21 protein-coding genes, 1 other RNA gene and 2 pseudogenes are annotated in these 26134 nt (G+C 36.0%); 3 read left to right on the top strand and 21 right to left on the bottom strand.

The genetic code is table 11. From position 1 onward, the window contains the following. Positions 1-11 precede the first annotated feature (11 nt). The 8 genes and pseudogenes from ptrA to BMX01_RS04585 form a co-directional block, all read right to left on the bottom strand. Positions 12-2966, bottom strand: coding sequence for a pitrilysin (ptrA, locus tag BMX01_RS04550; protein WP_074647848.1), 2955 nt, complete (start codon positions 2964-2966; stop codon positions 12-14). Further along, positions 2963-6304 carry an exodeoxyribonuclease V subunit gamma gene (gene recC / locus BMX01_RS04555; protein WP_064082330.1) on the bottom strand — a complete coding sequence of 1114 codons (3342 nt, stop codon included), beginning with the start codon at positions 6302-6304 and terminating at the stop codon, positions 2963-2965. The genes ptrA and recC overlap by 4 nt, the downstream gene beginning before the upstream one ends. Positions 6305-6381: 77 nt before the next feature. After that, positions 6382-6702, bottom strand: a complete 321-nt coding sequence (locus BMX01_RS04560; protein ID WP_231087422.1) for a DUF5374 domain-containing protein — start codon at positions 6700-6702, stop codon at positions 6382-6384. Positions 6703-6946: 244 nt separating this feature from the next. Next, entirely contained in the window at positions 6947-7366 is a 420-nt protein-coding gene (locus BMX01_RS07775; RefSeq protein ID WP_078179341.1) for a hypothetical protein, read from the bottom strand. Beyond that, entirely contained in the window at positions 7356-8075 is a 720-nt protein-coding gene (locus tag BMX01_RS04570) for a prepilin-type N-terminal cleavage/methylation domain-containing protein (RefSeq protein WP_064082332.1), read from the bottom strand. Before BMX01_RS04570 ends, BMX01_RS07775 begins: the two co-directional genes overlap by 11 nt. Then, a pseudogene (locus BMX01_RS04575) lies at positions 8023-8557 on the bottom strand (pilus assembly FimT family protein). Before BMX01_RS04575 ends, BMX01_RS04570 begins: the two are co-directional and overlap by 53 nt. A gap of 88 nt (positions 8558-8645) precedes the next feature. Beyond that, entirely contained in the window at positions 8646-9176 is a 531-nt protein-coding gene (fabA, locus tag BMX01_RS04580; RefSeq protein WP_074647851.1) for a bifunctional 3-hydroxydecanoyl-ACP dehydratase/trans-2-decenoyl-ACP isomerase, read from the bottom strand. 110 nt (positions 9177-9286) lie between these two features. Beyond that, the gene (locus tag BMX01_RS04585; protein WP_064082335.1) at positions 9287-10924 is read right to left on the bottom strand and encodes an AAA family ATPase; all 1638 of its coding nucleotides are present in this window, start codon (positions 10922-10924) and stop codon (positions 9287-9289) included. Positions 10925-11006: 82 nt separating this feature from the next. On the opposite strand from BMX01_RS04585, the gene matP reads away from it, so the two are divergent. Continuing rightward, positions 11007-11453 carry a macrodomain Ter protein MatP gene (gene matP / locus BMX01_RS04590; protein WP_064082336.1) on the top strand — a complete coding sequence of 149 codons (447 nt, stop codon included), beginning with the start codon at positions 11007-11009 and terminating at the stop codon, positions 11451-11453. An 89-nt stretch (positions 11454-11542) separates the two neighbouring features. Here matP and trpS read toward each other — a convergent pair whose 3' ends face one another. From trpS to ppa, 6 genes are all read right to left on the bottom strand, one after another. Then, positions 11543-12571, bottom strand: a complete 1029-nt coding sequence (gene trpS / locus BMX01_RS04595; protein WP_064082337.1) for a tryptophan--tRNA ligase — start codon at positions 12569-12571, stop codon at positions 11543-11545. 167 nt (positions 12572-12738) lie between these two features. Next, entirely contained in the window at positions 12739-13404 is a 666-nt protein-coding gene (locus BMX01_RS04600; protein ID WP_172592911.1) for a phosphoglycolate phosphatase, read from the bottom strand. Between the two features lie 70 nt (positions 13405-13474). Continuing rightward, a complete protein-coding gene (gene lgt / locus BMX01_RS04605) occupies positions 13475-14272 on the bottom strand; it encodes a prolipoprotein diacylglyceryl transferase (RefSeq protein WP_064082339.1) in 798 nt (265 codons plus the stop codon). A 69-nt stretch (positions 14273-14341) separates the two neighbouring features. Next, positions 14342-15133, bottom strand: a complete 792-nt coding sequence (locus BMX01_RS04610) for a sulfite exporter TauE/SafE family protein (protein WP_064082340.1) — start codon at positions 15131-15133, stop codon at positions 14342-14344. Positions 15134-15135: 2 nt separating this feature from the next. Next, a complete protein-coding gene (gene rppH / locus BMX01_RS04615; protein ID WP_064082341.1) occupies positions 15136-15729 on the bottom strand; it encodes an RNA pyrophosphohydrolase in 594 nt (197 codons plus the stop codon). A gap of 570 nt (positions 15730-16299) precedes the next feature. Next, on the bottom strand, positions 16300-16827 hold the full coding sequence (gene ppa / locus BMX01_RS04620) for an inorganic diphosphatase (RefSeq protein ID WP_064082342.1): 528 nt from the start codon (positions 16825-16827) through the stop codon (positions 16300-16302). Between the two features lie 73 nt (positions 16828-16900). Here ppa and BMX01_RS04625 point away from each other — a divergent pair. Further along, positions 16901-17611: pseudogene (locus BMX01_RS04625) on the top strand (tRNA1(Val) (adenine(37)-N6)-methyltransferase). 54 nt (positions 17612-17665) lie between these two features. Here BMX01_RS04625 and rraA read toward each other — a convergent pair. The 4 genes from rraA to rpoH form a co-directional block, all read right to left on the bottom strand. Then, positions 17666-18163: a ribonuclease E activity regulator RraA gene (gene rraA / locus BMX01_RS04630; RefSeq protein ID WP_064082343.1), complete on the bottom strand. Its 498-nt coding sequence runs from the start codon at positions 18161-18163 to the stop codon at positions 17666-17668. A 134-nt stretch (positions 18164-18297) separates the two neighbouring features. Next, positions 18298-19767 carry a malate dehydrogenase (quinone) gene (gene mqo / locus BMX01_RS04635; RefSeq protein ID WP_064083403.1) on the bottom strand — a complete coding sequence of 490 codons (1470 nt, stop codon included), beginning with the start codon at positions 19765-19767 and terminating at the stop codon, positions 18298-18300. 155 nt (positions 19768-19922) lie between these two features. Continuing rightward, positions 19923-20648 (bottom strand): hypothetical protein, encoded by a 726-nt coding sequence (locus tag BMX01_RS04640; RefSeq protein ID WP_064082345.1) that lies wholly within the window; start codon positions 20646-20648, stop codon positions 19923-19925. A 629-nt stretch (positions 20649-21277) separates the two neighbouring features. Further along, entirely contained in the window at positions 21278-22231 is a 954-nt protein-coding gene (gene rpoH, locus BMX01_RS04645; RefSeq protein ID WP_064082346.1) for an RNA polymerase sigma factor RpoH, read from the bottom strand. Positions 22232-22434: 203 nt separating this feature from the next. Here rpoH and ssrA point away from each other — a divergent pair. Further along, positions 22435-22801, top strand: a transfer-messenger RNA (tmRNA) gene (ssrA, locus tag BMX01_RS04650). Between the two features lie 62 nt (positions 22802-22863). Here ssrA and lldD read toward each other — a convergent pair. The 3 genes from lldD to murB all read right to left on the bottom strand — a co-directional run bounded on the left by lldD (position 22864) and on the right by murB (position 26049). Beyond that, positions 22864-24009, bottom strand: coding sequence for an FMN-dependent L-lactate dehydrogenase LldD (lldD, locus tag BMX01_RS04655; protein ID WP_064082347.1), 1146 nt, complete (start codon positions 24007-24009; stop codon positions 22864-22866). A 242-nt stretch (positions 24010-24251) separates the two neighbouring features. Continuing rightward, positions 24252-25013 carry a biotin--[acetyl-CoA-carboxylase] ligase gene (locus BMX01_RS04660; protein WP_064082348.1) on the bottom strand — a complete coding sequence of 254 codons (762 nt, stop codon included), beginning with the start codon at positions 25011-25013 and terminating at the stop codon, positions 24252-24254. 1 nt (position 25014) lies between these two features. Next, on the bottom strand, positions 25015-26049 hold the full coding sequence (gene murB, locus BMX01_RS04665; protein ID WP_172592907.1) for a UDP-N-acetylmuramate dehydrogenase: 1035 nt from the start codon (positions 26047-26049) through the stop codon (positions 25015-25017). Positions 26050-26134 lie beyond the last annotated feature (85 nt).

Consider the following 26134-nt stretch of genomic DNA (forward strand, 5'->3'; position numbering starts at 1 on the left):
GTTGCTATACATTAGTAAAATTTAACTGAGAATTCTTTTTGTAATGCTTCAATACTTTCTATTTTCTGATAGTCTTGCAAGATTACGCTGTCTGCTGCAGTTGCTTTTGTGCCTAATGCTTGGCTAATAAATGACAATCCTTTCTGTTCAATAACAGCCCGCTGATAAAATTCAATAATATCTTGTTTCGTTAATTTTTTAACAGTAGCAATACTTTTCGCAAGGTGGTCAAATTGATTATTTTTGCGGTAAACATCAAACATAAATAGCGAAAACTCTTGCGCTAAAGATTCGGGCTTACGTGCTAGTTTTTCAACTAAACTTGTTTGATAACGTTTGAATTCTTCATCAGTTAAAGCATTCAATTTATCCGCCGATTCTTTAAAGAAACGCATATTATGTTGCATAATACCTGCTGGCGTGGTGTTTGGACTTTGTACCATAAAACGTAAACCGGATGTTTTACCCATTTGTACATTCGTCGCATAAACAACATAGCCAAGCTGTTTCTTCGTTCGTAAATCATCAAAATACCAACGGCTAATAATATCACTTAATAACCGTGATCGGATAGAACCATCTAACTCATCATAGCCTTTAGCTAAATAAGTTACATTTAACGCATTATCCTCATGAGGGACGGTTTGTACATAATTAAACTTGCGCTCGCTCTCATTTAAATCAAGATAACGTGCTTTACCTAACTCAAGATTGCGATTCTGTACCACTTCATTCACGTGTTGCACAAGTTGTTTAACCTGTGAATCATCTAAATTCCCCACAGATAACACATTTACACCGGTTGGTTTACTTAATACTTTTTCACGTATCGCTTTAATATCTGCTAAAGTAATCTCATTAATCACTTTACGCTGTTTGTCTTCTTCAAAATAAGGATAATCAGCAAAATTTGATAAGATACGATTCGTTTGTTCTAAACTATTGGCTTTATTTTTACGCGCCAATGCTTCAAGTACTCTTTCTTTCGCTTGGGCTAGGAATTCTTCTGTCAATTTAAACTGTTTGAATTTAGTTAAAGTATCCTGCACTAATTTTGCTAAATGTTGCGTATAACCACTGACATTAATCGCGATCCCATTTGCCGAAATGTCTAAACTAGTTTGCATACCGGCTACGGAAGATTGAAAATCAAGTTCGTTTTGTGCCAAGTTATTCATATAACCAAGTAAGGTGGCACTGATATATTGCTTTAAGTCATCCTCTTTTGGCATAATCGAAAAATTAATTGAAATACGCGCTTTAGGATCATTAGCAAAATATTGACTTGGCATTGCATAAATCACTTTGCCTTTATCCGATTCAATTACTTTAGGAAAGTTACGTTCATCTGTTGGCTCAATCAAACTAAAATCCGTGGCAAAATATGGATTTAATGCCGGCAACTTCAAGCTAGGGTTGTGACTGAAATCCAACCATTTCGCTTTTTGAACATCTGTAAATTTGGCAATAGAATAGCCCGCTTCAAAGTAAGGCGTTTTTTTATCCGTTTTGGCCTGTTCATAAACTAAAATAATACGTGCATTATCCAATGTCATTTCATTTAATTTGGCTTTGATTGCCTCAACATCCATTTTATCAACCAGATATTCTGCGTCTAAAATATGTTCAATCGGATAATGTAGCATTTGCTCCGCTAATGCTTCAATATAATAACCATCTTTTTCTACTTGTAAGTGTTGAAAATCCTGTTTTAAACTTTCTCTCACTTCATTGAAATAACTCTCTTGAATACCGTCTTTTTTTATCTGTTCAAGTTGTTGAAAAACAAGTGAAATGATTTGATCTTTATGGACTAGGCCTTTATCCGTTAAATCTATATAAATCGTGAAGCTACCACGATTACGACTTACATTCGGACTAGCACCTGCCGCAATGCCACTGTCTGACAGACCTTGTTTGATCAAATAATCCGATAAGGTTCCTGCCGTATGATTATTGAGTACATAGGCTAAATACTCACCGGTTTTATTCGCAAATTTCGCTTCATCATTTTGCATATCAAAAGAAATACTCAATAATTTTGTCGGCTTAACGGGCTTATACTCAATCCACACACCTTTATCTGTTGGGCGGAAAAAAGGCTCTTCAACGGTAGACACACTCAAATTTTTATTTTGCATTTTCCCTAACGTTTTAGCCGCTAATGTTGCCAATTGCTCAATAGATTGATTTGAATAAAGCACCGCTTTCACTAAGTTGGCAGAATAATGAGTGTGATAAAACTTCTCTAATTCAGCATGTAGTTTACTGTTTGGTTTATCTGATAGGGTTTCGTTATTACCCACCGTAAATTTCGTGATTGGATGCGCAGGATTAGCTGTAGCTAAATTAACACTTTGGATTAAATGCCCATCATTTGATTTAGCACGGATCATTTCAGCATTAACGGCATTAACTTCTTTTTTACCATTACTTTCTGATAAAAGCGGTTGTGCAAACGTATCTGCTAATCTTGTTACTGCTTCAGCAAAAGCATCATTATTTACTTCTAGATAATATGCCGTGCGATCAGGCGAGGTAGATGCGTTATTATAGCCACCATTTTTATTTAAAAATTTATCTAAACTATTCGTTTCGGGATAGGCTTTTGATCCCATCAAGATCATATGTTCTAAATAATGTGCTAGGCCTTGCTGTTCGATTGGATCTTCCATTGAACCAATAGGTAAAGCAAGCGACATCAGTGATTTATTCGCTTTTTCGTCAGAAATTAATAGAACCGTCATACCATTAGCAAGCTCAATCGCTTGATAAATTGCGGTATCGTTTGGGCTCTTATTTATAGTTTGCTTAATAAAAGAAAAATCAGCCATATTTGGCATTGTTTGTACTGAATTAGCGGTCTGATTTGGTAAATCATTAGCAAATGTCGGGTTCATCACTGCTAATGTGAAATAGGAACAGAGCGCATAACGGACTGATTGTGCAATAAAATTCTTTTTCATTCATTTTCCTTACTATGAGGGCTTTTTTTACTAGTTTGCATTAACTCAAACCATTGTAATGTAGTACTGTGAATACTACCATAATCTAACATTACGCTTTGATTTAAAATACGTTTTAAATAGCGACTATTAAAAAATTCTTTTCCGATTAACTTTTCTAAGTTTTCCTGACAGTAGTGCTCAATATTTTCAGCCTTATTAAGATTTTTAAAATAATCATCTAAACCTTCAAACATAGCCCATTTTAAACAAGAAAAATTGGATAAATAATCGGTTAAATAAATACGTAATTGCTTTTCTGCATCATCTTGGCTAATTTCATTAAATTGGAATACTTTCTTTTTATTTTCATCTAAATAGATAACCTTTAATTTCAACGGTTGTGATTGTATTCGAAGAAACAAATAATAAAGCCAATAACGAATATAATCTTTATCTTTTAAACCACTGACTTTCCAAAAAACAATCTCATCACCAAACCTATGGCAAATATTACCTACAACACGTAATTCGATTCCATTAATTAAAAAGGTCTGATCAACTTCTAAAATCTCACTTTCGGTTAAATAACCCACTAATTCGTCTTTTATAATGTTAACCGATGCTACAATTTTTTGTTGTGCTAGTTGAGCAAAATTCGCCGCGGGTAAATTACCTTTCAGCTTTTCCTGTTCAAACATTTGCTGAATTAAATCATCATCTAAGCAAACCAATTTATCACGTAGTTTATAACGATCTAATGCATTCAATACAAATTTTTCACTTTCTTCAATCTGTTTATTATTATCCCTAAAATAAATACCTAAATGCTGATTAAAGAAATACTGCACCGGATTGACCACAAACTTAATTAACTGTTCGAGCTGAATTTCAGTAGGCAATTCAGCGTTTGAATTAAATTCACCCGGGCAAAACTCTTGCATTTTTTCCGTTTGGGTCATGGTGAGCCATTCTAGATCATAGGCATAATTTGTTTCGCTAAAGTTGTTTAGGCTAAATACTGTTAATGGATGTTGTTGCACCATTTCTGCAAAAAAGTGCTGTTCAGAAAATTTACCTTGTGGGCTGACTAATGCTAAAGATTGAGGCGCGAGATATTCAGCGAAATAATCTAGTAACTGCGAAACCATCACCGATGGTAAATGTTGCTTATTATTAATATTAGATTGTCCAATATAACTAATATAGAAAAATTGTTGTGCTGATAATAGTGCTTCTAAAAATAAATAACGATCATCATCACGCCAAGCCCGATCGCCTTTTTTAGAGGCATATTGCATTAAATCAAAACTATTCACCGTCTGCGCACGCGGAAAATCGCTTTCATTCATACCTAATAAGCAAACAACTTTAAATGGAATGGCGCGCATAGGTAATAAAGTGCAAAAATTTACCTTACCGACCAGGAAATTTAAGTTATTTTGTTGGCTATTCAATTTTTCATTAAACAATAAACTAATAATTTCAATATCAATTTGCTGTTCAAATTTCGCATCTGTTATTTTTTGGATAATTTCTGCTAAGGCGAGATTTAATAAATTAATTGCGTGAACGCTTTCTTCATTTTCTTGATAAAAATCATTAATCAATAATGAAAGTTGTTTTTGCCATACTTCAATAGGCTGTTTTTGTTGAATAATTTGATGCCAAGCGCTCAATTTTTCAATAAAGTTTGCTAAATAACCAACAAGCTCTGCCGATAAACCATAGCTTTCATTAAAAGCTACACTATCCTGCCAAATGCCATTTTCTTCTCTTAGGCTAATGCCCATCAATAAACGCGTTAAACCATTTTGCCACGCATTATAATTTTGCCATTCTGATTGATCGATCGTTAAACCAAAACGAATTCCTGCTTGATTAACCCAATGCCGTACAATATGAATATCTTGTAACTGAAACTGAAAACGTTCTCTAATGGCATTCACATCTAATAAATCAAGTAATGATTCCGCATCAAACGAGCTTTCCTTTAAGTTAAGCAGACTCATAAAACTCATCAGAATTGGATCAACCGTTATGACCTTCTGATCAGCAAAAGCGAATGGGATATAGCGTTTATCTTCTTTCATATAACGCGAAAAGACCGCTTCAATATAAGACGCATATTGGTTAATATCGGCTGACATGACAATAATATCTTTTGCAGCCAATGTTGGATCTTGAGCAAACATTTGCAATAAACGGTTATGCAATACTTCCACTTCTCGCATAATGCTATGGCAAGAGTGAAACTGTACTGAATCATCTTGCGAAGCAAGCAATAATTGTTGAGGATTATCAAAAGAAAGAATGGCGTTCTTTAACTTAATCAGATTTGAATCGCCTTCATAAGCATCAAAAACATCAAAAATTTGGTCGGGTTCTTGCTCAATAATTTGTGCTAAAAAATCACGCCCTTGCTTACCCCACATTGATAATAACTGATTATTTTTCTGTACAAATAACGCTTCTAATTCTTTAGCGGTCATTTTCTGCTTAAGTGCTAATTTCTCTAATACCCGATCTTCAACATTATCGCCCCAATATTCTGCACTTGGATTCAAAAAGAAGAGATGAATTTGACAATGTTCACTGAGCTTTTTTAAAACAGCTAATTGCGTCGCGGGCAAAGAGGAAATACCAAAAATAAAGACCCGCTTAGGTAATTTTGATTTTTCTATTTCTGTTAAATTATCTAATTTATTAAAATACTGTTCTTGCAAATAAGCACGATGTGAAGTCACAAACACAGATTCATCACAATCTAATTTAATATCATTAATTAATGCGCGCCATAAAATAGCCTGCCAACTTAAATTTTGCCAAATATCTTCGCTATTTTTCACTTTTAAATTTGCATGGTTCAGAATTTCATCTCGAACAATCTCAAGCCGATCATTTTCCCAATGAACCAACCAATGTGGCCGATAAACTAAATACTGATCAAATAAATCCGCTACTTTTTTAGCTAATTGATAAAGCTTTAATTGGTATTGACGCGAATCTTTAGTTAAATAGTACTGTAAAGATTGAAATTCAGGTAAAGTTAAATAATATGGAATTAAACGTATTAAACGCCAAGTAACCGTTTCACGTTCAAAAATATTTTCAGTAGGAAGCTCTGGAAAGAGGACACGATATTGTTGCCATAAAAAACTCGTAGGAAAAGGGAATTCATAGTTACCTGCGATCCCTATTTGATTGGCAATTTGCATTTGTAACCATTGTGCCATTCCTACACTTTGCACTAAAACAATTTCTGCTTCAAATGGATTAGGATTAGGATTGCTTTGCTGTAATTGAATACATAATTTAGCGAGTGATGATAGCTTCTGAGAAAAATAGACCGTAAACATAATGGCTCCTAAAGTAGAATTTGATTTTCTACTAATTAGCGCTGATATTCAATCACTTTTATAAGTGGTGAAACACGCTATTCTAGCGATAGTTGCGCTGCCATTTGCTTATTCACTCTGACGTTGCCTAATGGGAAATTCACTTGAATATATGAAGCACCACAGTCAATCGTAAATAACACGTCGTTTTGTTGAAATTGTTTTTCACATTCTTGTGTTGCTTGTTTTAAGGCTATTTGATTTTCTAAAATATGTAATGCCTGTTGTTGTTGATATAAATAATTTGTTTGACTCACTTGAGTTTCTTGCCAATGGCTAAAAGCGCTAAATAAAATAGCGAAAATTGCTATCCCCACTAATAGCGAAACCATAGTTTCTGCGCGATATATTTTATTCACTGTGTAAAAAATTCCTTGAAGATGGCAAAACATTCGAGCTTGAATACTTAGCGGCTAAAGCCTCTATAACTGATTTTTTATAAACCAAATTACGTTCTTTTCTTTGATTATCCACAGATGAATATAAAACACCATATATTTTATTATTTCCTTTTATATCAAAGTGATAATTAGTGATCACAATGCCATAAAAATCACGAAATAATGAGTCATCAATAGGCTTATTTACTATCACAATTTTAGGTTATTGTTCAGAACTGATAGGCAATTCGCTTAAACTATCAATATAATTGAGCGCAATAGCGGGCTGATTAAGATCTAAAACATCACTTAATTGAGTAAAAGCAATATATTTCTTTCTAGTCGGTTTATTACCTAAAAATAAATCCTTTTTTTGACAGGCAAATTGATAAACCATATTACCTATCTTATAAACAATGTTTTGTCTTTTTTCCGTTTGACAAATCTTGTTTTCATCTAATGATGTGGGTAAATTAAGCCTATTTGTAATAGCAAATTTATGCTCTAAATAGCGTTTATAATCATAATTCGATAATTTTTCTTGTTGAATAAATTTTTCTTTTGCCAGAAATAAACTACTCAATACGGCCGACATACTGATTAATCCTATCAATAATGTACTTGCTTTTGCTTTAAAGATCATTAACTTGATTACCATTGTTTAATAAATATATGTAACTAACTAATGTATAACTGACCGCTTGTTGTTTAACTGAAGTCAATTTCAATTCAATCCTTAATAATTTTTCTTGTTTATCATTAACGCTAAACTCAAGCTTATCTACCATATAGTCCGTTAAGCTAGTAAACCTTTTCCATTCTTGCTGACAGCTATCTAGCAATGTACTACATTGTGATCCGATACAATGCTCTAATTTATTTTTATCAAAAATATAAAGCTGTTTATTTTCGACTTTAATACCAAAGACTTCTTTTACTAACTCTTTGCTAGTATTTTTATTTTGTTTAACACACGCCGATTTCTTAGTGGTTCTTTTACCTAAACAACCATCGCCATTTAAATCATAAAAAAAGATTAAACACTGCTGATTATTCGCTATTTTGTATCGTTTATCTTGCTGTGAAAATAATGAAAAATTGCTTCCCTGCCGATTTACGCCTTGATAGCCGATATGTTGGCTATGTTGTTTAAGATAATTAAGTAGTTGATGACTTTCTTTTTGCAGAAAAAGTAATTCTTGTTGTTTAACGCTATTTCGATAAACATTGGTGTATAAGGCTAATAGTGGAAATAACAATAAAACGGATAATGTTAAGGCTAACAATAATTCAATTAAACTAAAGGCTTTCTGTCTGCTTACAATTACTCCGTTTAGTTTTCGGTATAACATAAATTCGCCCCCATTGATCTAGCTGTAATATTTCATTCTCCTGATTTAAACGTAAATAAAGGCATTTCGATTCTAATCTACCCACCATACCGTCAATATTAATAAATGAATTGGGATATAAACTTTTATTACTTAATTGAATATTTTGATACTGATTGTGATAAAGGAAAAATTCATTATTTGCAGGACAATGTTTAATATTCAAACAATCGCAGATTACTTCATTTTTACTGCCCGCCTGTTTGGATAAGGCAATTAAACACCAATTACCTGTTTTATTATTTTGTGAAATGGTTAATGTATAATTCTTTTGTTGATAACGTGCTTTAGTTTGAATTTGATAAATAAAAGATTGTAAGTTTGCTATTTCATTATTTAATGCAATCCGATCATACATTTGAAATAGGATAGGAGAAATGAGTAGCAATAACCAAAATAGCTAAAGTGATTAACATTTCAATTATTGTGAATGCACGAAACATAACTAGTATTCCTCCGAAAAGAAATACTAGTTACGTTTGCTAAAGAATAAAATGTGATTATGTTAATTTCACGATCTTGATCGCAAAATTAGAATGATGATGTGTCTTGGAATAAGCCCACTTTCAAATCTGTAGCGGTATAAATCACACGGCCATCTACTTCTACTTCACCATCGGCTAATCCCATTACTAACTTACGGTTAATTACGCGTTTCATATGAATTCTATAAGTGACTTTTTTCGCTGTTGGTAAGATTTGACCGGTGAATTTTACTTCGCCAACGCCCAATGCACGGCCTTTACCTTTACCCCCAATCCAGCCAAGGAAAAAACCAACCAATTGCCACATAGCATCTAGACCTAAACAGCCAGGCATAACCGGATCGCCAATAAAATGACAACCAAAGAAAAGTAAATCTGGATGAATATCAAGTTCTGCTTCAATATAACCTTTATCAAATAAGCCACCATTTTCAGTCATTAAGTTAACTCTATCCATCATTAACATTGTTGGCGCAGGTAATTGTGGTCCTTCTTTACCAAATAATTCGCCCCGTCCTGAAGCTAATAAATCTTCATAGCTATAACTTGACTTGATATTAGGTGTACAATTGTTCATGTTTTTAATCCTTTAAATATTACGAAAAAGCCCGTATAATCTAGGCTGATGATATTTAAAATAGTACAGCCTTTTAAATCAGCTAACAACTGTTAGCTGAACAAATCCGATCAGTTTTTGGTAAATAATTGGTAAATTTTTGCAAAAAATGACCCGCTAGCAGAATTTTCTTGTTCTTGTTCAAGTTGTTGATGAATCAAATTGAAAATAGTTGGTTTATCGCTTGCTGTTGTTTGGTCTTCATCATAAAAATGATGTTCTAATAAAATCCATACGGCCTCAAAGATATTTTTGACGCTCCAAATATGGAATTGTTTTGCTTTAATTGCATTGATCACGTCTGAGATTAAACTTAAATGAGAAAGGCAAGTGGCAGGAATAATAACGCCTTGCTTACCGGTTAACTGACGCGCCTTACAAAGATTAAAAAAGCCCTCAATTTTTTGATTAACTCCACCAACACTTAATACATTACCAAATTGGTCGATCGAGCCCGTTACTGCAATTGATTGTGGCAATGGTAACTTAGCCAATGCGCTGATCAATACACATAAAATCGCTAAAGAGGAACTATCGCCATCAACTTCACCATAAGATTGCTCAAATGCTAACGAAGCCGAGAAAGGTAATTGTGTGGGAAAAGCAAGTAAATTAGCTAAACAAGATTGCGCAATAATAATGCCTTTTGAGTGAATATTCCCGCCTAACTCTACTTTTCTTTCAATATCCGTAATTTCACCATCGCCATATTGCACATTACAACTAATTCGTAACGGCTCACCAAAAGCGTATGGGATACCGTCAAACTCAATTACTGATAACGCGTTAATCTGCCCAATGAATTCGTCTGCGGTATCAATATACAGCTGATTAGTGAGCATATCTTGCAACGTATATTTATTTAACACCGCAGATTGCTGTTCTAAATAACTGAAATAACTTGCCACTTGAGCAAAAGCGGCCTGATTTGCATAAAAATTGGTTAATCCTAACAAATGTTTTTTTAATAAGGTTGGTGAAATTGAAATACGGCTTTGATCTTCACTTTCGCGGATATACGCTTGTAAAAACTGAGTTAATGCCTGCATTGAAAAACTTCTTTGGCACCATTTTTCTGCCATCGTTTGCACATAGTCACCCCACATTTGTCGATTCTCTGCATTAAATGAAAAATAAGATTCGATTTCTGTATAGTGGGCAAATTGATATAAGCTTTCATCATATTCTGCTAATAATGCAATATCCTCACGGTTACCAACTAAGATCAATTTAAAATGTGCTTCAATGTTAGCTAATAACGAAGGAATATGATTCATCGCGTGTGGTTCATAGCAACCAAATAACAATGCCTGTTTTAACTTATCCCATTGCGTAATATCTAATAATAATGCTTTCACATTTAACACTAAAATGCCTTGCTCGGCTTGTTGAATAGCGCCCTCAACATTTTCTAGTCGTTGTTGTTTATCTAAATAAAGACTATAGCCAAACAAATGATTTCGATTAAATTCCGTTCTCACAATTAACGGCGAAGTTAAATCTTTCGCAACATAACCGGTTATACTTTCGATAAATTCAGGAAAAGTCTCGGTTTTGATAACTAACAATGAACCAAATTGCGCCTGTTTAAACAAATCAATCGCTTGCTTGGCATTAGTTTGAAAATCAAAAAAATTGACCTTAGCATTAGTGGGTTTAAAAGTATGCTGTAAAGTTAGCAATTGATGTGCAATGGGAGTTAGAATCACGAATTAGCCTCATTATAGAAATTTGGTTTATTATACCGAATTCCGCTATACTTGCCTAAGTTTAAGAGTAATGGGGCTGAAAATGAGATATCAGAAATTAGAAATTCAGGAAGCCAATTGGCAATGGAAATATTTACTGAAAAAACATCGCGAAGGTGAAAATATTACTAAACATACTGAGCAAAGTCTTATTGAGCTAAAAGTACAATTTCTGACTACACTCCAGCATTCACCTGCGGAAATTGAACAGTGGATTAAAGCTGAAATGACGGCTGAACAACGTAAAAGAATGCGGCAATCTATTCGTGCAAAACGAAAACGTTTCTTTAATGCAGAAAAGCTTACCACAAAGAAAAAATCCATTGATTTAGACTATGCAAGTTGGTTACGTTTATCTAAATATTCAAAAACGCACGCAATGACATTATCAGAAACAATTAATCACTTAATTGACGAACGCGAAAATCAACATCTCTATTCAGAGCAGATGGCAAAAATGAAAGCAAGTTTAAAAAACTTACTCAAATAAGCGATCAGATTTTAGCTAATTATTTGCCATAATACGCGCTAATTAACTAGCATAAGAAAGCCCTTAAATGATTAAGGGCTATAGAGAGATTATCTGACAAAACCAATCAACTTATATACTTCATCTAAGGTTTTCTTCGCACGCATACGTGCTTTTTCAGCACCATCACGGTAAATTTTTTCTAATAATGCTTCATCTTGACGGAATCTTTGATAGCGTTCTTGTAACCCTGTTAACAGGGCCGTAACTTGATCGGCGACTTCTGTTTTTAAATGGCCATACATTTTACCTTCAAATTCTGCTTCCAATTCAACCATACTTTTACCGGTTATCGCAGCTAAAATATCTAATAAATTAGATACTCCCGCTTTATTTTTTTGATCATATTTTATCACCGGTGGCTCATCACTATCTGTCATCGCCCGTTTAATTTTCTTAGCGACCGCTTTAGGATCTTCTAATAAACCGATCACATTATTACGGTTATCATCTGACTTAGACATTTTTTTAGTCGGTTCAAGCAAAGACATCACCCTTGCACCCGCTTTGGCAATAAAACATTCTGGCACGGTAAAAACCGATTCAATCAGCTTTCCTTCCGCATCCTTTTTGCCGTATAACGTATTAAAACGATTAGCGATATCACGCGTAATTTCCAAATGCTGTTTTTGATCGTCACCAACCGGCACTTGATTAGCTTGATAGAGCAAAATATCTGCCGCCATTAATACCGGATAAGTAAATAATCCTACATTGACATTTCCCTCATAACGAGCCGATTTATCTTTAAATTGCGTCATCCGCCCCATTTCACCAAAATAAGTGTAACAATTTAAAATCCAAGCTAATTGTGAATGTTCTGGCACCTGCGATTGAATGAAAATAGTGCTTTTATTAGGATCAATACCACAGGCCAAATAAAGCGCTAAAACATCTAAGGTCGATTTACGTAATGCGATAGGATCTTGGCGGACGGTAATGGCGTGTAAATCAACAATACAAAAAAGGCAATCATAGTCATCTTGCAGTGTGACCCAATTACGTAATGCGCCTAAATAATTGCCAATTGTTAGCTCACCAGATGGCTGAACACCACTAAATACAATAGGTTTGGTCATTTTTAATTATCTCTTATAAATAGACTAACACGAATATCAGCTATCTTAGCCGTTATTCAAAAATGAAAAAAGTATAAGCGGTGCAATCTGCTTAGTTTTTTGCAACTTTTACGCAAAATAGCACGACTTATAGGTGTTGAATCAGTCACGTAAAAACAAAAGTGTAACTAGCCTGCAATCTGTAACACATCAGCAAAATCACTTGTCACAAAAGTCGGGGTTGCATCAGCTATCGGCACGTTATAATTATAACCATAAGTCAAGCCCACTACATCACAGCCGGCGGCTTTAGCGGCGATCACATCATTTTCAGAATCACCGACAAATAACATTTCCCAAGGTTTAATCGCAAATTTTTGGCAGATATGTAACATCGGATCAGGGTGTGGCTTAATTTTCGCAAGTGATTGCCCACCTAAATAAGCACTAAACAATTCAAAAATACCAAAAGTAGTTAACACAGGTTCAACTAATTTCGTTGGCTTATTGGTAATCACCACTAAAATAAAGCCCCGTGCTTTTAACATTTCCAATGTCTGCTTCACATTTGGATAAAGCTGACTCTTTTCACAAATATAAGTGGCATAATATTTATCAAAACTAGCACGCATTTCGGCAAGTTGCTTCGCATCAAAATCTTTTGCAGTCTCTGCTATTGCATTCTGAAAGAAAATATCTGCGCCTTTGCCAATCCAACTCAGCACTTTATCTGCTGTGGTGACGGGTAAATGATGTTCGGTAAACATAGCATTTACCACTAACGTTAAATCTGGCAAAGTATTGACTAGCGTGCCATCAAGATCAAAACCAATCACTTTATATTTGCTCATTATATTCTCCATCATAGAAAAGCGGTCTGATTCAGCAAAAATTTTACAAAATCAGACCGCTTATTGCATTAATTTATTCGGCTTTGTTTGATCTATATGCCCATAACATTACGCCAACACCGCCAACAATCATCGGTAATGATAATAACTGACCACGGGTTATTAAATCCGCCGCCGTATTCACATTTGGATCAATATCACGAACGTATTCCACTACGAAACGAAACACACCATAACCAACTAAAAACAAGCCTGCTACCGATCCCATTGGACGTGGCTTTTTAATAAAGGCATTCAAAATACCAAATAGCACAACCCCTTCAAGTAAAAACTCATACAACTGTGATGGATGACGCGGTAAATAGCCACCACTCGGAAATAACACCGCCCACGGCACATCTGTTACTCTGCCCCAAAGTTCATCATTAATAAAATTACCAATGCGTCCCATGCCTAAACCAAAGGGAATTAACGGCGCAATAAAATCTGCCGTCTGCCAAAAAGAACGTTGTTGGCGGTAAGAAACCCAAATCATTGCAACGATCACGCCGATTAAACCACCGTGAAATGACATTCCGCCTTCCCAAATACAAAACAGAAAAAGCGGATCCTGTAAGAAGCGGTCGAAACTATAAAACAACACATCACCGACACGGCCACCCAATACTACACCCCAAAATCCCGTGTACAATAGTTGATCCACTTGTTCACCACTCCAGACACCACCCGATACTTTTGCTCTTTTCATTCCTAACCAATAAGCAAAAGCAAAGCCCATTAAATACATTAAGCCATACCAACGTAGTGAAATCGGCCCAAGACTGAAAATAATCGGATCAATTTGCGGAAATTGAATAAACTGTTCGGACATAATTTTCCTTATAAAAACATCAGCCTAAAAGAGACTTCATTCACTAAGCACACTTTAGGCTGTATCAAATTATTTTAAAAACATATTAATAGCAATACAAACTAGCAAAACTGCAAACGCTTTTTTCAACATTGGAACCGGCAACACATTTGCTGCATTAGCGCCTAATTTTGACGTAAAATAAGACGTCAACGTAATGCCAAATAAAGCGGGTAAATAAACATAACCTAATGAATATTCAGGCAAATTAGCTGAATTCCAACCGCTTAACATATAACTTAATGCCCCGGCTAAACCAAGAAAGGCGCCACAAAATGATGACGTGCCAATGGCTGCCCGCATATTAAGTCCTCGATTATTCAAAAACGGCACAATAAATGCCCCGCCAACAATGCCTGCCATACTTGAAATGGCGCCAATAGTAACGCCTGCCATTAACGTGGTCGATGTAGTGAGCGGTTTAATTTTAACTGTTTTATGCAAAGAAAAAACCATTCTTGCCGCCAGATAAATCACCATTACCGAAAAGATTTTAGTGGTCAGTTTTGGATCTAAATGGCTAATTAATAAACTTGCCAAAAATACCGACACCATCAATGCGGGAATCAAATATCGACTGATTCGCACATCTACATTTCCTAATTTATTATGCCGTTGTGCTGAAGAAAAAGCCGTAATCACAATAGTTGCAAAGGAAGTGCCCAATGCGGTTGCCATTAAATTTTCCGGCATCACACCAACTGTTGGTAATAAATAAACTAAGCTAGGCACAATAATTAAACCACCACCAATGCCGAACAAGCCTGCAAAAAACCCCACTAAGGTCCCTAATGCCAAGCAACTGACAAACACCTCTAACATCGTTATTTTCCTTTTGGATAATGATTCCAAGCTCTAGCCGACTTACGTGTTTCCCGCCGTTGATATTCTCGTTTATCGCTTGCATCTAGCACACTTCTTTCTGTCTCGCTTTTTCTCGTTTCATTCAATAAAATAGCGGCAAACTCGCGCATTACTTTACGATAAACATCGCGTTTAAAAGACACCACCTGGCGTACTGGATACCAAAAACTAACCCAACGCCAACCATCAAACTCTGGACTTTTTGTTGTTTTTAAATTTACTGCGCTTTCATCACTAACCAATTGCAATAAAAACCAACGCTGTTTTTGCCCAATACATACCGGCTGACTCGCGTCATTACGCACTAACCGCTTCGGTAATTTATATTTCAGCCAATATTTAGACGCCCATAATAATCGTACATCTTTTTTGGTTAAGCCAACTTCTTCATAAAGCTCACGGTACATTGCTGTTTCAATGTTTTCACCCTCGTTAATGCCACCTTGTGGAAATTGCCAAGAGTTTTGTCCAAACCGCCTCGCCCATAAAACTTGCCCAACCTTATTACAAATGACGATACCTACATTTGGGCGGTAGCCATCGAAATCGATCACTCGACCACCTACTTATAAACTAGAAATCAAATAGTGTTGATTGTTTCACACTTTCAGACTTTGAACAACCTTTTACTAAAGCTGTATATAACACTGTGGATAAACGTGGTAAAAAAGGTAAATAAAGTGGCATAAATAAGCTAACTATTTGTTTTTATTTAACTAACTTTGATAACACGCTCACCATCAAATAAAGATCTTTTTGCCTGTTTTGATCAGTGTTTTTCCAGTAGTTATTTAACCTGTTTTACGGAAAATACGGGCAATTCATCAACTTATCACTAACTTAAGCCAATCTGTTTATTTATCCCCATTAGTTGTGGATAAAATTGTGATAGATGCAGATAATCAAGGTGTATAACTTGATAAAACACTAGCCCACATTACAAATGTATAATAAAAACAATAAGTTACAAATCATATTAGCCACTTAAAAAACTAAAAATCCTACCGCTTATTTTTTAAACACAGATTACACACTCACGCTAACAACAAAAGCGGGCAAAATAGTGAATAAAAAATTCCAAACAAAATTGTTTGGCATTCTACAGCAATAGAATATGCTAATGACTATTTCTTAGCACGTTCAAATGAGTCTAAGATTTCTTGACGCGCTTCATTTACATCACCCCAACCTTCTACTTTCACCCATTTACCCGCTTCTAAGGCTTTATAACTTTCAAAGAAGTGCTGAATTTGTGCTTTTAATAAAGCTGGTAAATCATTAACATCTTTAATATGATCATACTCTTTAGTTAATTTAGTGTGCGGAACCGCCACTACTTTTGCATCACCACCGGCTTCATCTGTCATTTTTAACACACCCACCGGACGGCAACGAATCACTGAACCAGGTTGTAATGGATATGGCGTTGGCACTAACACATCTACTGGATCGCCGTCAGATGATAAAGTATGGTTTACATAACCATAATTTGCAGGATAAAACATGGCTGTCGACATAAAACGATCAACAAATAATGAACCACTCTCTTTATCTACTTCATATTTAATCGGATCTGAATTTGCTGGAATTTCGATTACTACATAAATATCATCTGGTAATGCTTTACCAGCGGGTACGTTTTCTAAGCCCATTTTAGTTTCCTTCTGTTGTAGCGGTAAAAAAACAATGCGATTATAGCTTATCTCACATTAAATTTGTATAAATATGAAAAAATCGAACGGCTTCCAATTCAAACAGTTTTTTATTCAACATAATCGATGTGCAATGAAAGTAAATACTGATGGCATCTTGCTTGGTGCGATCGCGGATATTCAACACGCAAAACACATTTTAGATCTAGGCACAGGCAGTGGCTTAGTCGCATTAATGTTGGCTCAACGCACACCGGCACACTGCCAAATTACAGCCATTGAACTAGAACAAAATGCCTTTCAACAAGCGGTCGAAAATGTCCAACATTCGGCTTGGGCAACACGTATTGAAGTACGATAAGGCGATATTTTAGCGGTCGATTTTGCGCAGAAATTTGACTTAATTGTTGCTAATCCACCTTATTTTAGTGATGGTTTAGCCGCAAAATCCGATGCTAGGCAATTAGCCCGTACTGCGACGCAAAGCCATTTAAGTTGGCTATTACAAGCCAAAAAATGGTCAACCGCACAAGGTAAAATCACGTTTATTTTACCAACTGAAACAGCCTCCAAGTTACTTGAACACCTCCCCACTAGCGGGCTATTTTGTCAGCAAATTTACCAAATTCATACCAAACCGAAGCAAGTTGCCAAACGAAGCATCATAACGTTTGGTTTAATGCCTCGTCAGCTTAAGCAATATAGGCTCACTATCTACAACGATCAAAATCAATACACCGAGGAATATAAAAAGCTAACACAAGCCTTTTATCTGAATATGTAATTGCTGCGCATAAAAAAACCGACCAAGCGGTCGGTTTTCAGTATTATTTAGCCATTATTCAGCTAATTCGTTTAAATCTAATAACTCCGGTGAAAGAATAATCCCGGTTAAATCTGCATACACATAATCTTCAGGGAAGAACGTCACTCCCCCAAAATTAACAGGCATATCTACCTCTCCTATATCTGCATCTTCTGCACCAACCGGTATCGGTGCTAAAGCGTGAATACCAATATCTAATGTTTCTAATACATCTAATTGACGCACCGCACCATAAACAATAATACCCTGCCAGCCATTATCTACCGCTAATTTTGCCAATTTGGCATCAATTAATGCACGGCGCACTGCTCCACCACCATCAATCAGCAATACTCGCCCTTCACCTTCTTCTTCCAATACCTCTGCAATTAAGCCATTGTTTTCAAAACATTTAACTGTCGTAATTTTGCCATAAAACGACGAAGCTCCGCCAAAGCTAGAAAAAATAGGTTCAACTACATCTACTTGATCAGAATAAATATCACAAAGTGCTGAAGTATCAATACGCATAATATGCTCCTATAAAAATAGTTGTTGTCGCCAAGTATAAACCTAAGTAAACAATTTGCAAAACTTTTGCCAAAAACAAGCGCTTGATCATAATCAAGCGATTAAGTATTCCTAAGCGTAAAAGATAAAAACGCCTACTGATCTAACAATAAACTTGCCTCAAAACGGCGTTTTAGGGTGGCGTATAATTCAGCATCATCACGTAACGAAGTCTGATATGAAGGCAACATATGTTGTAATTTCTGTTGCCAAGCGGGCAATTCATCTGAAAAACATTTAAGCAATACGTCTAACATAGCCTTCACTGAAATTGATGCACCCGGGGAGGCCCCTAACAATACAGCTAATGAACCATCTTCAGCAGTAACGACCTCCGTACCAAATCGCATTTCACCATCAATGAGCACTTGTACTCTTTTCCCAGCCACCAGCACTTGCCAATCTTCACTGTTAGCGTCGGGGATAAAATCACGTAACTCGACCATTCGCTGTTCTTTAGTTAACAACGCCTGTTTGATTAAATAATTGGCTAATGGCAAATTTTTAATTCCGGCAGCCATCACGGAAGAAAAATTCGATGCTTGAATTGATTTAGGCAAATCAAACACACTGCCCTGTTTTAAAAACTTTAAAGTAAAACTGGCAAAAGGACCAAATAACAAACTTTGCTTACCATCAATAAAACGCGTGTCTAAATGGGGAACAGACATCGGTGGCGCACCTAATTTTGCCTTACCATACACTTTAGCATAATGTTTTGCTACTAGTTCAGGATTACGACACACCATAAATAGCCCACCGACGGGAAAACCACCGATTTTTTTGCCCGCATCAATTGCTGATTTCTGTAACAGAGGTAAACTACCACCGCCACAACCAATAAACACAAATTTTGTCCGATGAATAATCTGTTGCTGTTGTTGATCTAAAACGGTTAATTGCCAATCACCATTAGCTAACTGCTTGATATCTTTAACCCTATGCATTAACTTTAATGCTTTGCCTTGTTGGGTTAAATAAGCACAAAGTTTGCGTGTTAAACTGCCAAAATTGACATCCGTTCCATTTTCAATATAACTAGCCGCTAAGGTTTCCGTTGCGGATCTATTTTGCATCATCAACGGCATCCATTTGGCTAACTGAGCATGATCTCGACTGAATTGCATTCCCGAAAAAAGATGATGGCCTGATAACTGTTGATAACGTTTTCGCAAAAACGCTACGTTATCTTCACCTTGCACAAAGCTAATATGCGGAATGCGATGAATAAACTCTTGTGGTTTATCAATTTTGCCTTGCTCAACTAAGTAACTCCATAACTGCAAAGACAATTGAAAATCTTCACAGATTTTCATTGCACGTTCGATCTTTACTTCACCTTGTGCATTTTGATCAGTGTAATTCAATTCACACAACGCTGAATGTCCTGTGCCGGCATTATTCCATTCGTTTGAACTTTCTAATGCAACCTCAGCTAATTGCTCAAAAATAGTAATACTTTTATGCGGGGCTAATTCCGCTAAAAGTGTACCTAAGGTTGCACTCATAATACCAGCACCAATCAACGTAATATCTGAATAGCTAGTTGAGTCTGAATGATTCATTTTTAAAGCCTGCAATTGTTAATTAATTGTGAAATTATACCGCTAAAGAAGTTGCTAAAATGTGAAATACATCACTATTCTACAAAATTAACATTAACCAATGGAGATAAACGAAAACGGTCTATTTCTTGCTCATATTTATTTTAACATAACAATTAGAAAGATTTATTAATGCTAACTATTTGAATACGGCCTAACTCATTTGGATTAAGCTCATAAAGGTAGAAGTTACCATTATCAACCAATTCTTTAGATAAAATAAACGTTTTATGATATTTTGCCAACACATAATACATTTTATCATTCACTTCAAGCATATCGAATTGACTTTTAAAGCAAGGTTTAAGATAGCCGATAACAAATGCAAAAAACACAAAATAAAGGTATGTTGATAACAATACATAACTTTTATGGTCTTGAAAGAAATGCATAATTTCCCGCAAGTTAATACTGCTTAAATGTCGATTGATAGTATTGTGGAATAAACAGGTCAAAACGAAAACTAAACCTAGATAGATAAGTAATGCTTTTTGTGAAATCTTACCAATCAGCAAAGTACTAATAATTAAAATCGGGAGTAAACCAACTAAGAAAATAATTGTCGCACGGACTAATCGTATACACGATAAAGAAAGGAAAGGTTTAGTTTTTATCAATAAAAACACACCAATTAAATAAGTAACAAAAATAATGAATGTGACATAAAGTACATAAACAAGGCTACGAGCCACATTACTTGCACCAATCTCAACATACCACCACGGAAAGCCATAATAGTAGGATTGAGCCCAGCCATAAGAATACGCGGCAGACCAACTCAACACCCCTAAAAAGGCCATTGAAAGTGAAGAAGAGATAATTTTATTGAACACCTCAAACATCATTTGGTACCTCATTCAAAAAAGGAAACGGCGATTATATTTTAACTTTTTTCTTTACTCAATCCGTTGTCAACTAACAAATTTGAACGCCGTTAGCTTATACTGATTTATAAAAATCGCGCGAATTGGCTTGCTACTTCACTTCTCCAAGGTAAGTAGCGGTCAAATTAAGTAAAATAATTTACAAAATTTACTTTCAATTGCTTTATTTTTAATCAAAAACAAGCAGATTATTTCAATAATCTTCCCAAAATAAGCTAATTTTTTCTTAAAAAGGCATTACGCCCCACGGGTTTTACCCGCCAAAAGAGTTATGTAAAGAGCCAACAATAGCAATAAGCGTATCGTTTGCTTTTTTATTAAATGGCCTGTTTTTAACACGCTCCACCTGTCAAAACCGTCTCGTCAAGATGATTAAGCATCATCAAAAGCGTCAAACGATGCCACAAGCGGCCTTATTTACATAAATTTATGTTTATTTAGCAAAATATATCGTTGTTACCTATCAATCCACAATTTGTACTATTAACGCAATACTCCTTGCTAATAACGCACAAAACAAAGCGGTCTATTTTGCTAAAATTATGCAAAATAGACCGCTTATTCAAGTAAGCTATTACTAGCGAATATTATTGTTCCAAAGTAATCGTGTCTTTAATTTTTTTCAGTGCCGTATTTTCAAGCTGACGAACACGCTCAGCTGAAATACTATATTTGGCAGCTAATTCGTGTAATGTGGCTTTATTTTCATCTAACCAGCGTGTTTTAATAATATCTTGACTGCGTTCATCTAATGTAGCTAATGCATAGGCTAATTTAGCCGTTGCCTCACCGGTATGCTGTTCTTCTTCCAATTCATCAGCAAAATTTGAGCTATTATCTTCTAAATACATAGACGGCACATAAACTTCACTTTCATCTTCATTTACAGAAATATCAAAGCCAACATCTTGTCCTGTCATACGCGACTCCATTTCACGCACTTCTTCAGTTGAAACACCTAAATCTTGTGCGACTTGCTGAATTTCATCTTCATTAAACCAAGCTAAACGATGTTTATTTTTGCGTAAATTAAAAAATAGTTTACGTTGTGCCTTCGTGGTAGCCACTTTCACAATCCGCCAATTTTTTAATACATATTCGTGAATCTCTGCTTTAACCCAATGCACCGCAAAAGAAACCAAACGAACACCCACGTTTGGATCAAAACGTTTTACTGCTTTCATCAAGCCGATATTACCCTCTTGAATTAAATCGGCTAACGGCAAACCATAGCCCATATACCCACGAGCAATATGAATCACAAAACGCATATGCGACAAAATAAGTTGCTTTGCTGCATCAACATCTTCATCATAATAATAACGCTCTGCCAACGTTTTCTCTTGTTCCGCGGTTAAAATCGGGTATTGGTTGGCCATTCGAATATAACTATCTAAATTACCTTGCTGAACAGGTAAACTACCTTGAACTAACGCGGAGTGCATTATTTTATGTTGCAGTTCAGACTCTTCTAAAATATCCTGAGCATCAGCTTCAAGAATTTCAGCGTCCTCAATCTCATATTCATCAAATTTTTTCATGCTCTTTCTCGTGTAGTTCTTTGATCGGCTATTATAACAGTGTTAGCGATCAGTCGCGTATTATTTATTGTAATCACTTTGACAGCTAATAAAAAAGCCGAGTTCCGTGCAATTTACAAATGCCGTTTGCAGGTAACCAAACCATTCAATCGGCAAAAAATTTTGCAAATTGATACGCTTTCCTTTAGAATCAATCAACTTTTGGGGCTGATTCTGGATTCGACGGGATTAGCGAAGTCCAAGGTGCACGTCGAGGTGCGGTAGGCCTCGTAAACAAACCGCAAAAAAATAGTCGCAAACGACGAACAATACGCTTTAGCAGCTTAATAACCTGCATTTAGCCTTCGCGCCCTAGCTTTCGCTCGTAAGACGGGGAGCACGCGGAGTCAAACCAAAACGAGATCGTGTGGACGCTTCCGCTTGTAGATCGAAACACTAAATTGAATCAAGCTAGTTTATTTCTTGCGTGTCTGTCCGCTGGAGATAAGCGAAATTAAAGACCAGACTAAACGTGTAGTACTGAAGATAGAGTAATTTCGGACGGGGGTTCAAATCCCCCCAGCTCCACCAAAATCCATTAAAAAGCCCTGATATGATCATCAGGGCTTTTTATTTTCGATCAGGCAAATTGATTATATTTTAGTCAGATCAACTAATGCATCACGATTAATATCACTAATTCTCGCATTACTTGTTAACGTCATTGCAACGTGCATTTCTTTTCTGAAAATATCTAACATATTTTCTACACCTGCGCGTCCAGCTGCTGATAATGCATAAACAAATGCACGGCCAATCAGTGTAGCATCAGCGCCTAATGCGATCATACGCACGACACCTAGACCATTTCGAATACCTGAGTCAGCTAGAATTTTGATCTCGCCTTTCACTGCATCAGCAATGGAAGGTAATGCTTTAGCACTCGATAATGCACCATCTAGTTGGCGTCCACCGTGGTTAGATACGACAATCCCATCCGCACCAAAACGAACCGCATCTTTCGCATCTTCAACATCTAAAATGCCTTTAATCACCATCGGGCCGTCCCAGAAATCACGGATCCACTCTAAATCTTTCCATGAAATGGATGGATCAAAATTATCCGCTAACCATACCGCATAATCATCTAAACCGACCGATTTACCGGTATAGCCTGAAACATTACCTAATGTATGTGGCTTACCATTTATACCAACGTCCCACGCCCAACGAGGATGTGTCATAGCTTGTAGCACTCGGCGAATTTCTTTGTACTTACCGCTCATACCCGAATGCAAATCACGATAACGTGCTCCCGGGGTTGGCATATCCACAGTAAATACTAATGTTGAACAACCTGCTGCTTTTGCCCGCTCTAACACATTTTTCATAAAACCACGATCTTTCAACACATAGAGTTGATACCACATTGGTCGTTTAATTGCCGGAGTAACTTCTTCAATAGGACAAACTGAAACTGTCGATAATGTAAACGGCAAGCCTTTATTTTCAGCGGCTTGTGCGGCTTGTACTTCTCCGCGACGAGCATACATTCCTAACGCACCAACAGGCGCTAAAACAATTGGCATTGCAAGCTTTTCGCCAAACAATTCAATTTCCGTGTTCAATTGCGACATATCTTTTAATACTCGTTGGCGAAGTGCAAGATCGGCTAAATCACTTACATTACGCGCTAAAGTACGTTCGGAAAATGAACCACCATCTGCATAGTGAAACATAAACGGGGGAACACGACGGCGAGCCGCTTCACGATAGTCATTTGCTGATGCAATAATCATATTTACCTCTTTCTACTAATAAATTCCATTAAATAAAAATACAAATAATTAATATTTATATTTTAGATCGAAAATGTTAGTGAAGGTAGAAAAAGATATGAATTTTTTGTAAAATTGTGTTAAAGATCACACAAATAAACCATGATTTTTGCACAAAAAAGCAAAAATCACCGCTTAAGTAGATAATAAATAATATAATATCATGCCATTTTAGACGGCTAAAAACTGAAAATTGTGCTTATTTATTTAAGGCGAAGTGACATTTCACCAATACCAAAAGCCATTGTAACACCATTTTGCTCTAATAACAATTCACCGTGTTGATTAATACCGCGCGAAATGCCGTGAATTTGGTTATTTCCAGCCACGAGTTTGACGGATTGATCACAAAAAATATCAAATGTTTGCCAACGCTCAAGATAATGGCTAAAGCCAACAAGCGGATAAATTTTAAGATTTTTTTGTAAAGCTACCGCTAACTGACAAACTAACGCATTACGGTCAAATTGATAGTGCGATAAATCAGCCCAAGCTTGAGTGACTATAGTTTCATCAATCTGTTTCATAGCTAAATTTAAGCCCACACCAACAACCAAATGAATGCCATTCCGATCTACTTTACTTTCAATCAAAATCCCGCCCATTTTTTTACCTTGATAATAAATATCATTCGGCCATTTAATTTGAATATGTTCGACCTGTTGTGCTTGCAACGTTTCGGCAATAATCAATGCCACAACTAGACTTAATGCGGGTAAATCTGTCGCTTCTGTGCTTGAATAATGCCATAGCATTGAAAAATAAAGATTCTGACTTGCAGGCGAGTACCAATTTCTGCCACGCCTACCACGGCCTGCTGTTTGCTGTTCTGCTAAACAGATTGAGCCTTGTTCAAGAGATTGATAATGGCTTAATAAATATGCATTAGTTGAATCAATTTCATCAAAAACAATCGCTTCACCGCACCATAAAGCATTTTGGATCTGGGAGGTATTCAGTTTCATATTAACGTGTAATTTCTTCACTATCAACTTCACCTGTTTGCCCGATAAAACGAACTTCAGGATGGAGCTCAACATTAAATTTATGCCGAACACGACGACGAACTTGTTGAGCAAGCTCAACAACTTGTCTACCCGTCGCATGAGCTTTATTGATTAACACTAATGCTTGTTGAGTATGAACAGCGGCACCACCAATCTGAAAACCTTTTAACTCACATTGATCAATCAGCCAACCAGCGGCCAATTTAATGCTGCCGTCTGGCTGTGGATAATAGGGGATCTGCGGGAAAGCGGTCTGAATTTCAGCAAATGTTGTAGCGTCAATTATCGGATTTTTAAAAAAACTACCGGCATTACCATATTCATCAGGATCAGGTAACTTACTCGATCGAATAGCACAGACTTCATCAAATATTTGTTGTGATGTAACCGTATCAGCCGAAAATTTGACTAATGAACCATAATTTAAAGTTGGCGTCCATGCTTTAGCTAATTTCAAGCCAACCGCAATAATCGCAAATGAATGGCGATACTGATGCTTAAACACACTGTCCCGGTAACCAAATTGACACGCTTGTTTATCTAAACGAAAAATTTGACCATTTGCTAAATTAACCACTTCAACAAAATCACAAAATTGCTCAAATTCAACACCATACGCGCCAATATTTTGAATGGGCGCTGAACCCACTACGCCAGGAATCAAAGCTAAATTTTCTAAACCCGCAATATTATTAGCCAACGTCCATTCGACCAAATTATGCCAATTTTCACCGCCTTGTGCTTGAATATAATGATAGTCGTGATCTTCTCGATGTTGAATACCTTTCAATTTATTAACTAATACCACACCGTTAAAATCATCTAGAAATAAAACATTTGATCCTTGCCCTAAAATTAATACCGCTTGATCTGCCCTAGTTGCTTTCTGCCATTCGGTGATTAATTGTGACACTGTAGTAAATTCAATGATCTGATTAGCACATGCGGGTAAATGAAAAGTATGGAATGGAAGTAAACTATGGTTCATAATCATTTTAAACTAGGAAAACGTGGCAAATAGTTTACCACAAATAGTAAATAAGATAAAAAAATCCCCAACCATATTGCATTATGGTTGG

Source organism: [Haemophilus] ducreyi, assembly GCF_900109315.1.
Taxonomy (GTDB): Bacteria; Pseudomonadota; Gammaproteobacteria; order Enterobacterales; family Pasteurellaceae; genus Haemophilus_B; species Haemophilus_B ducreyi.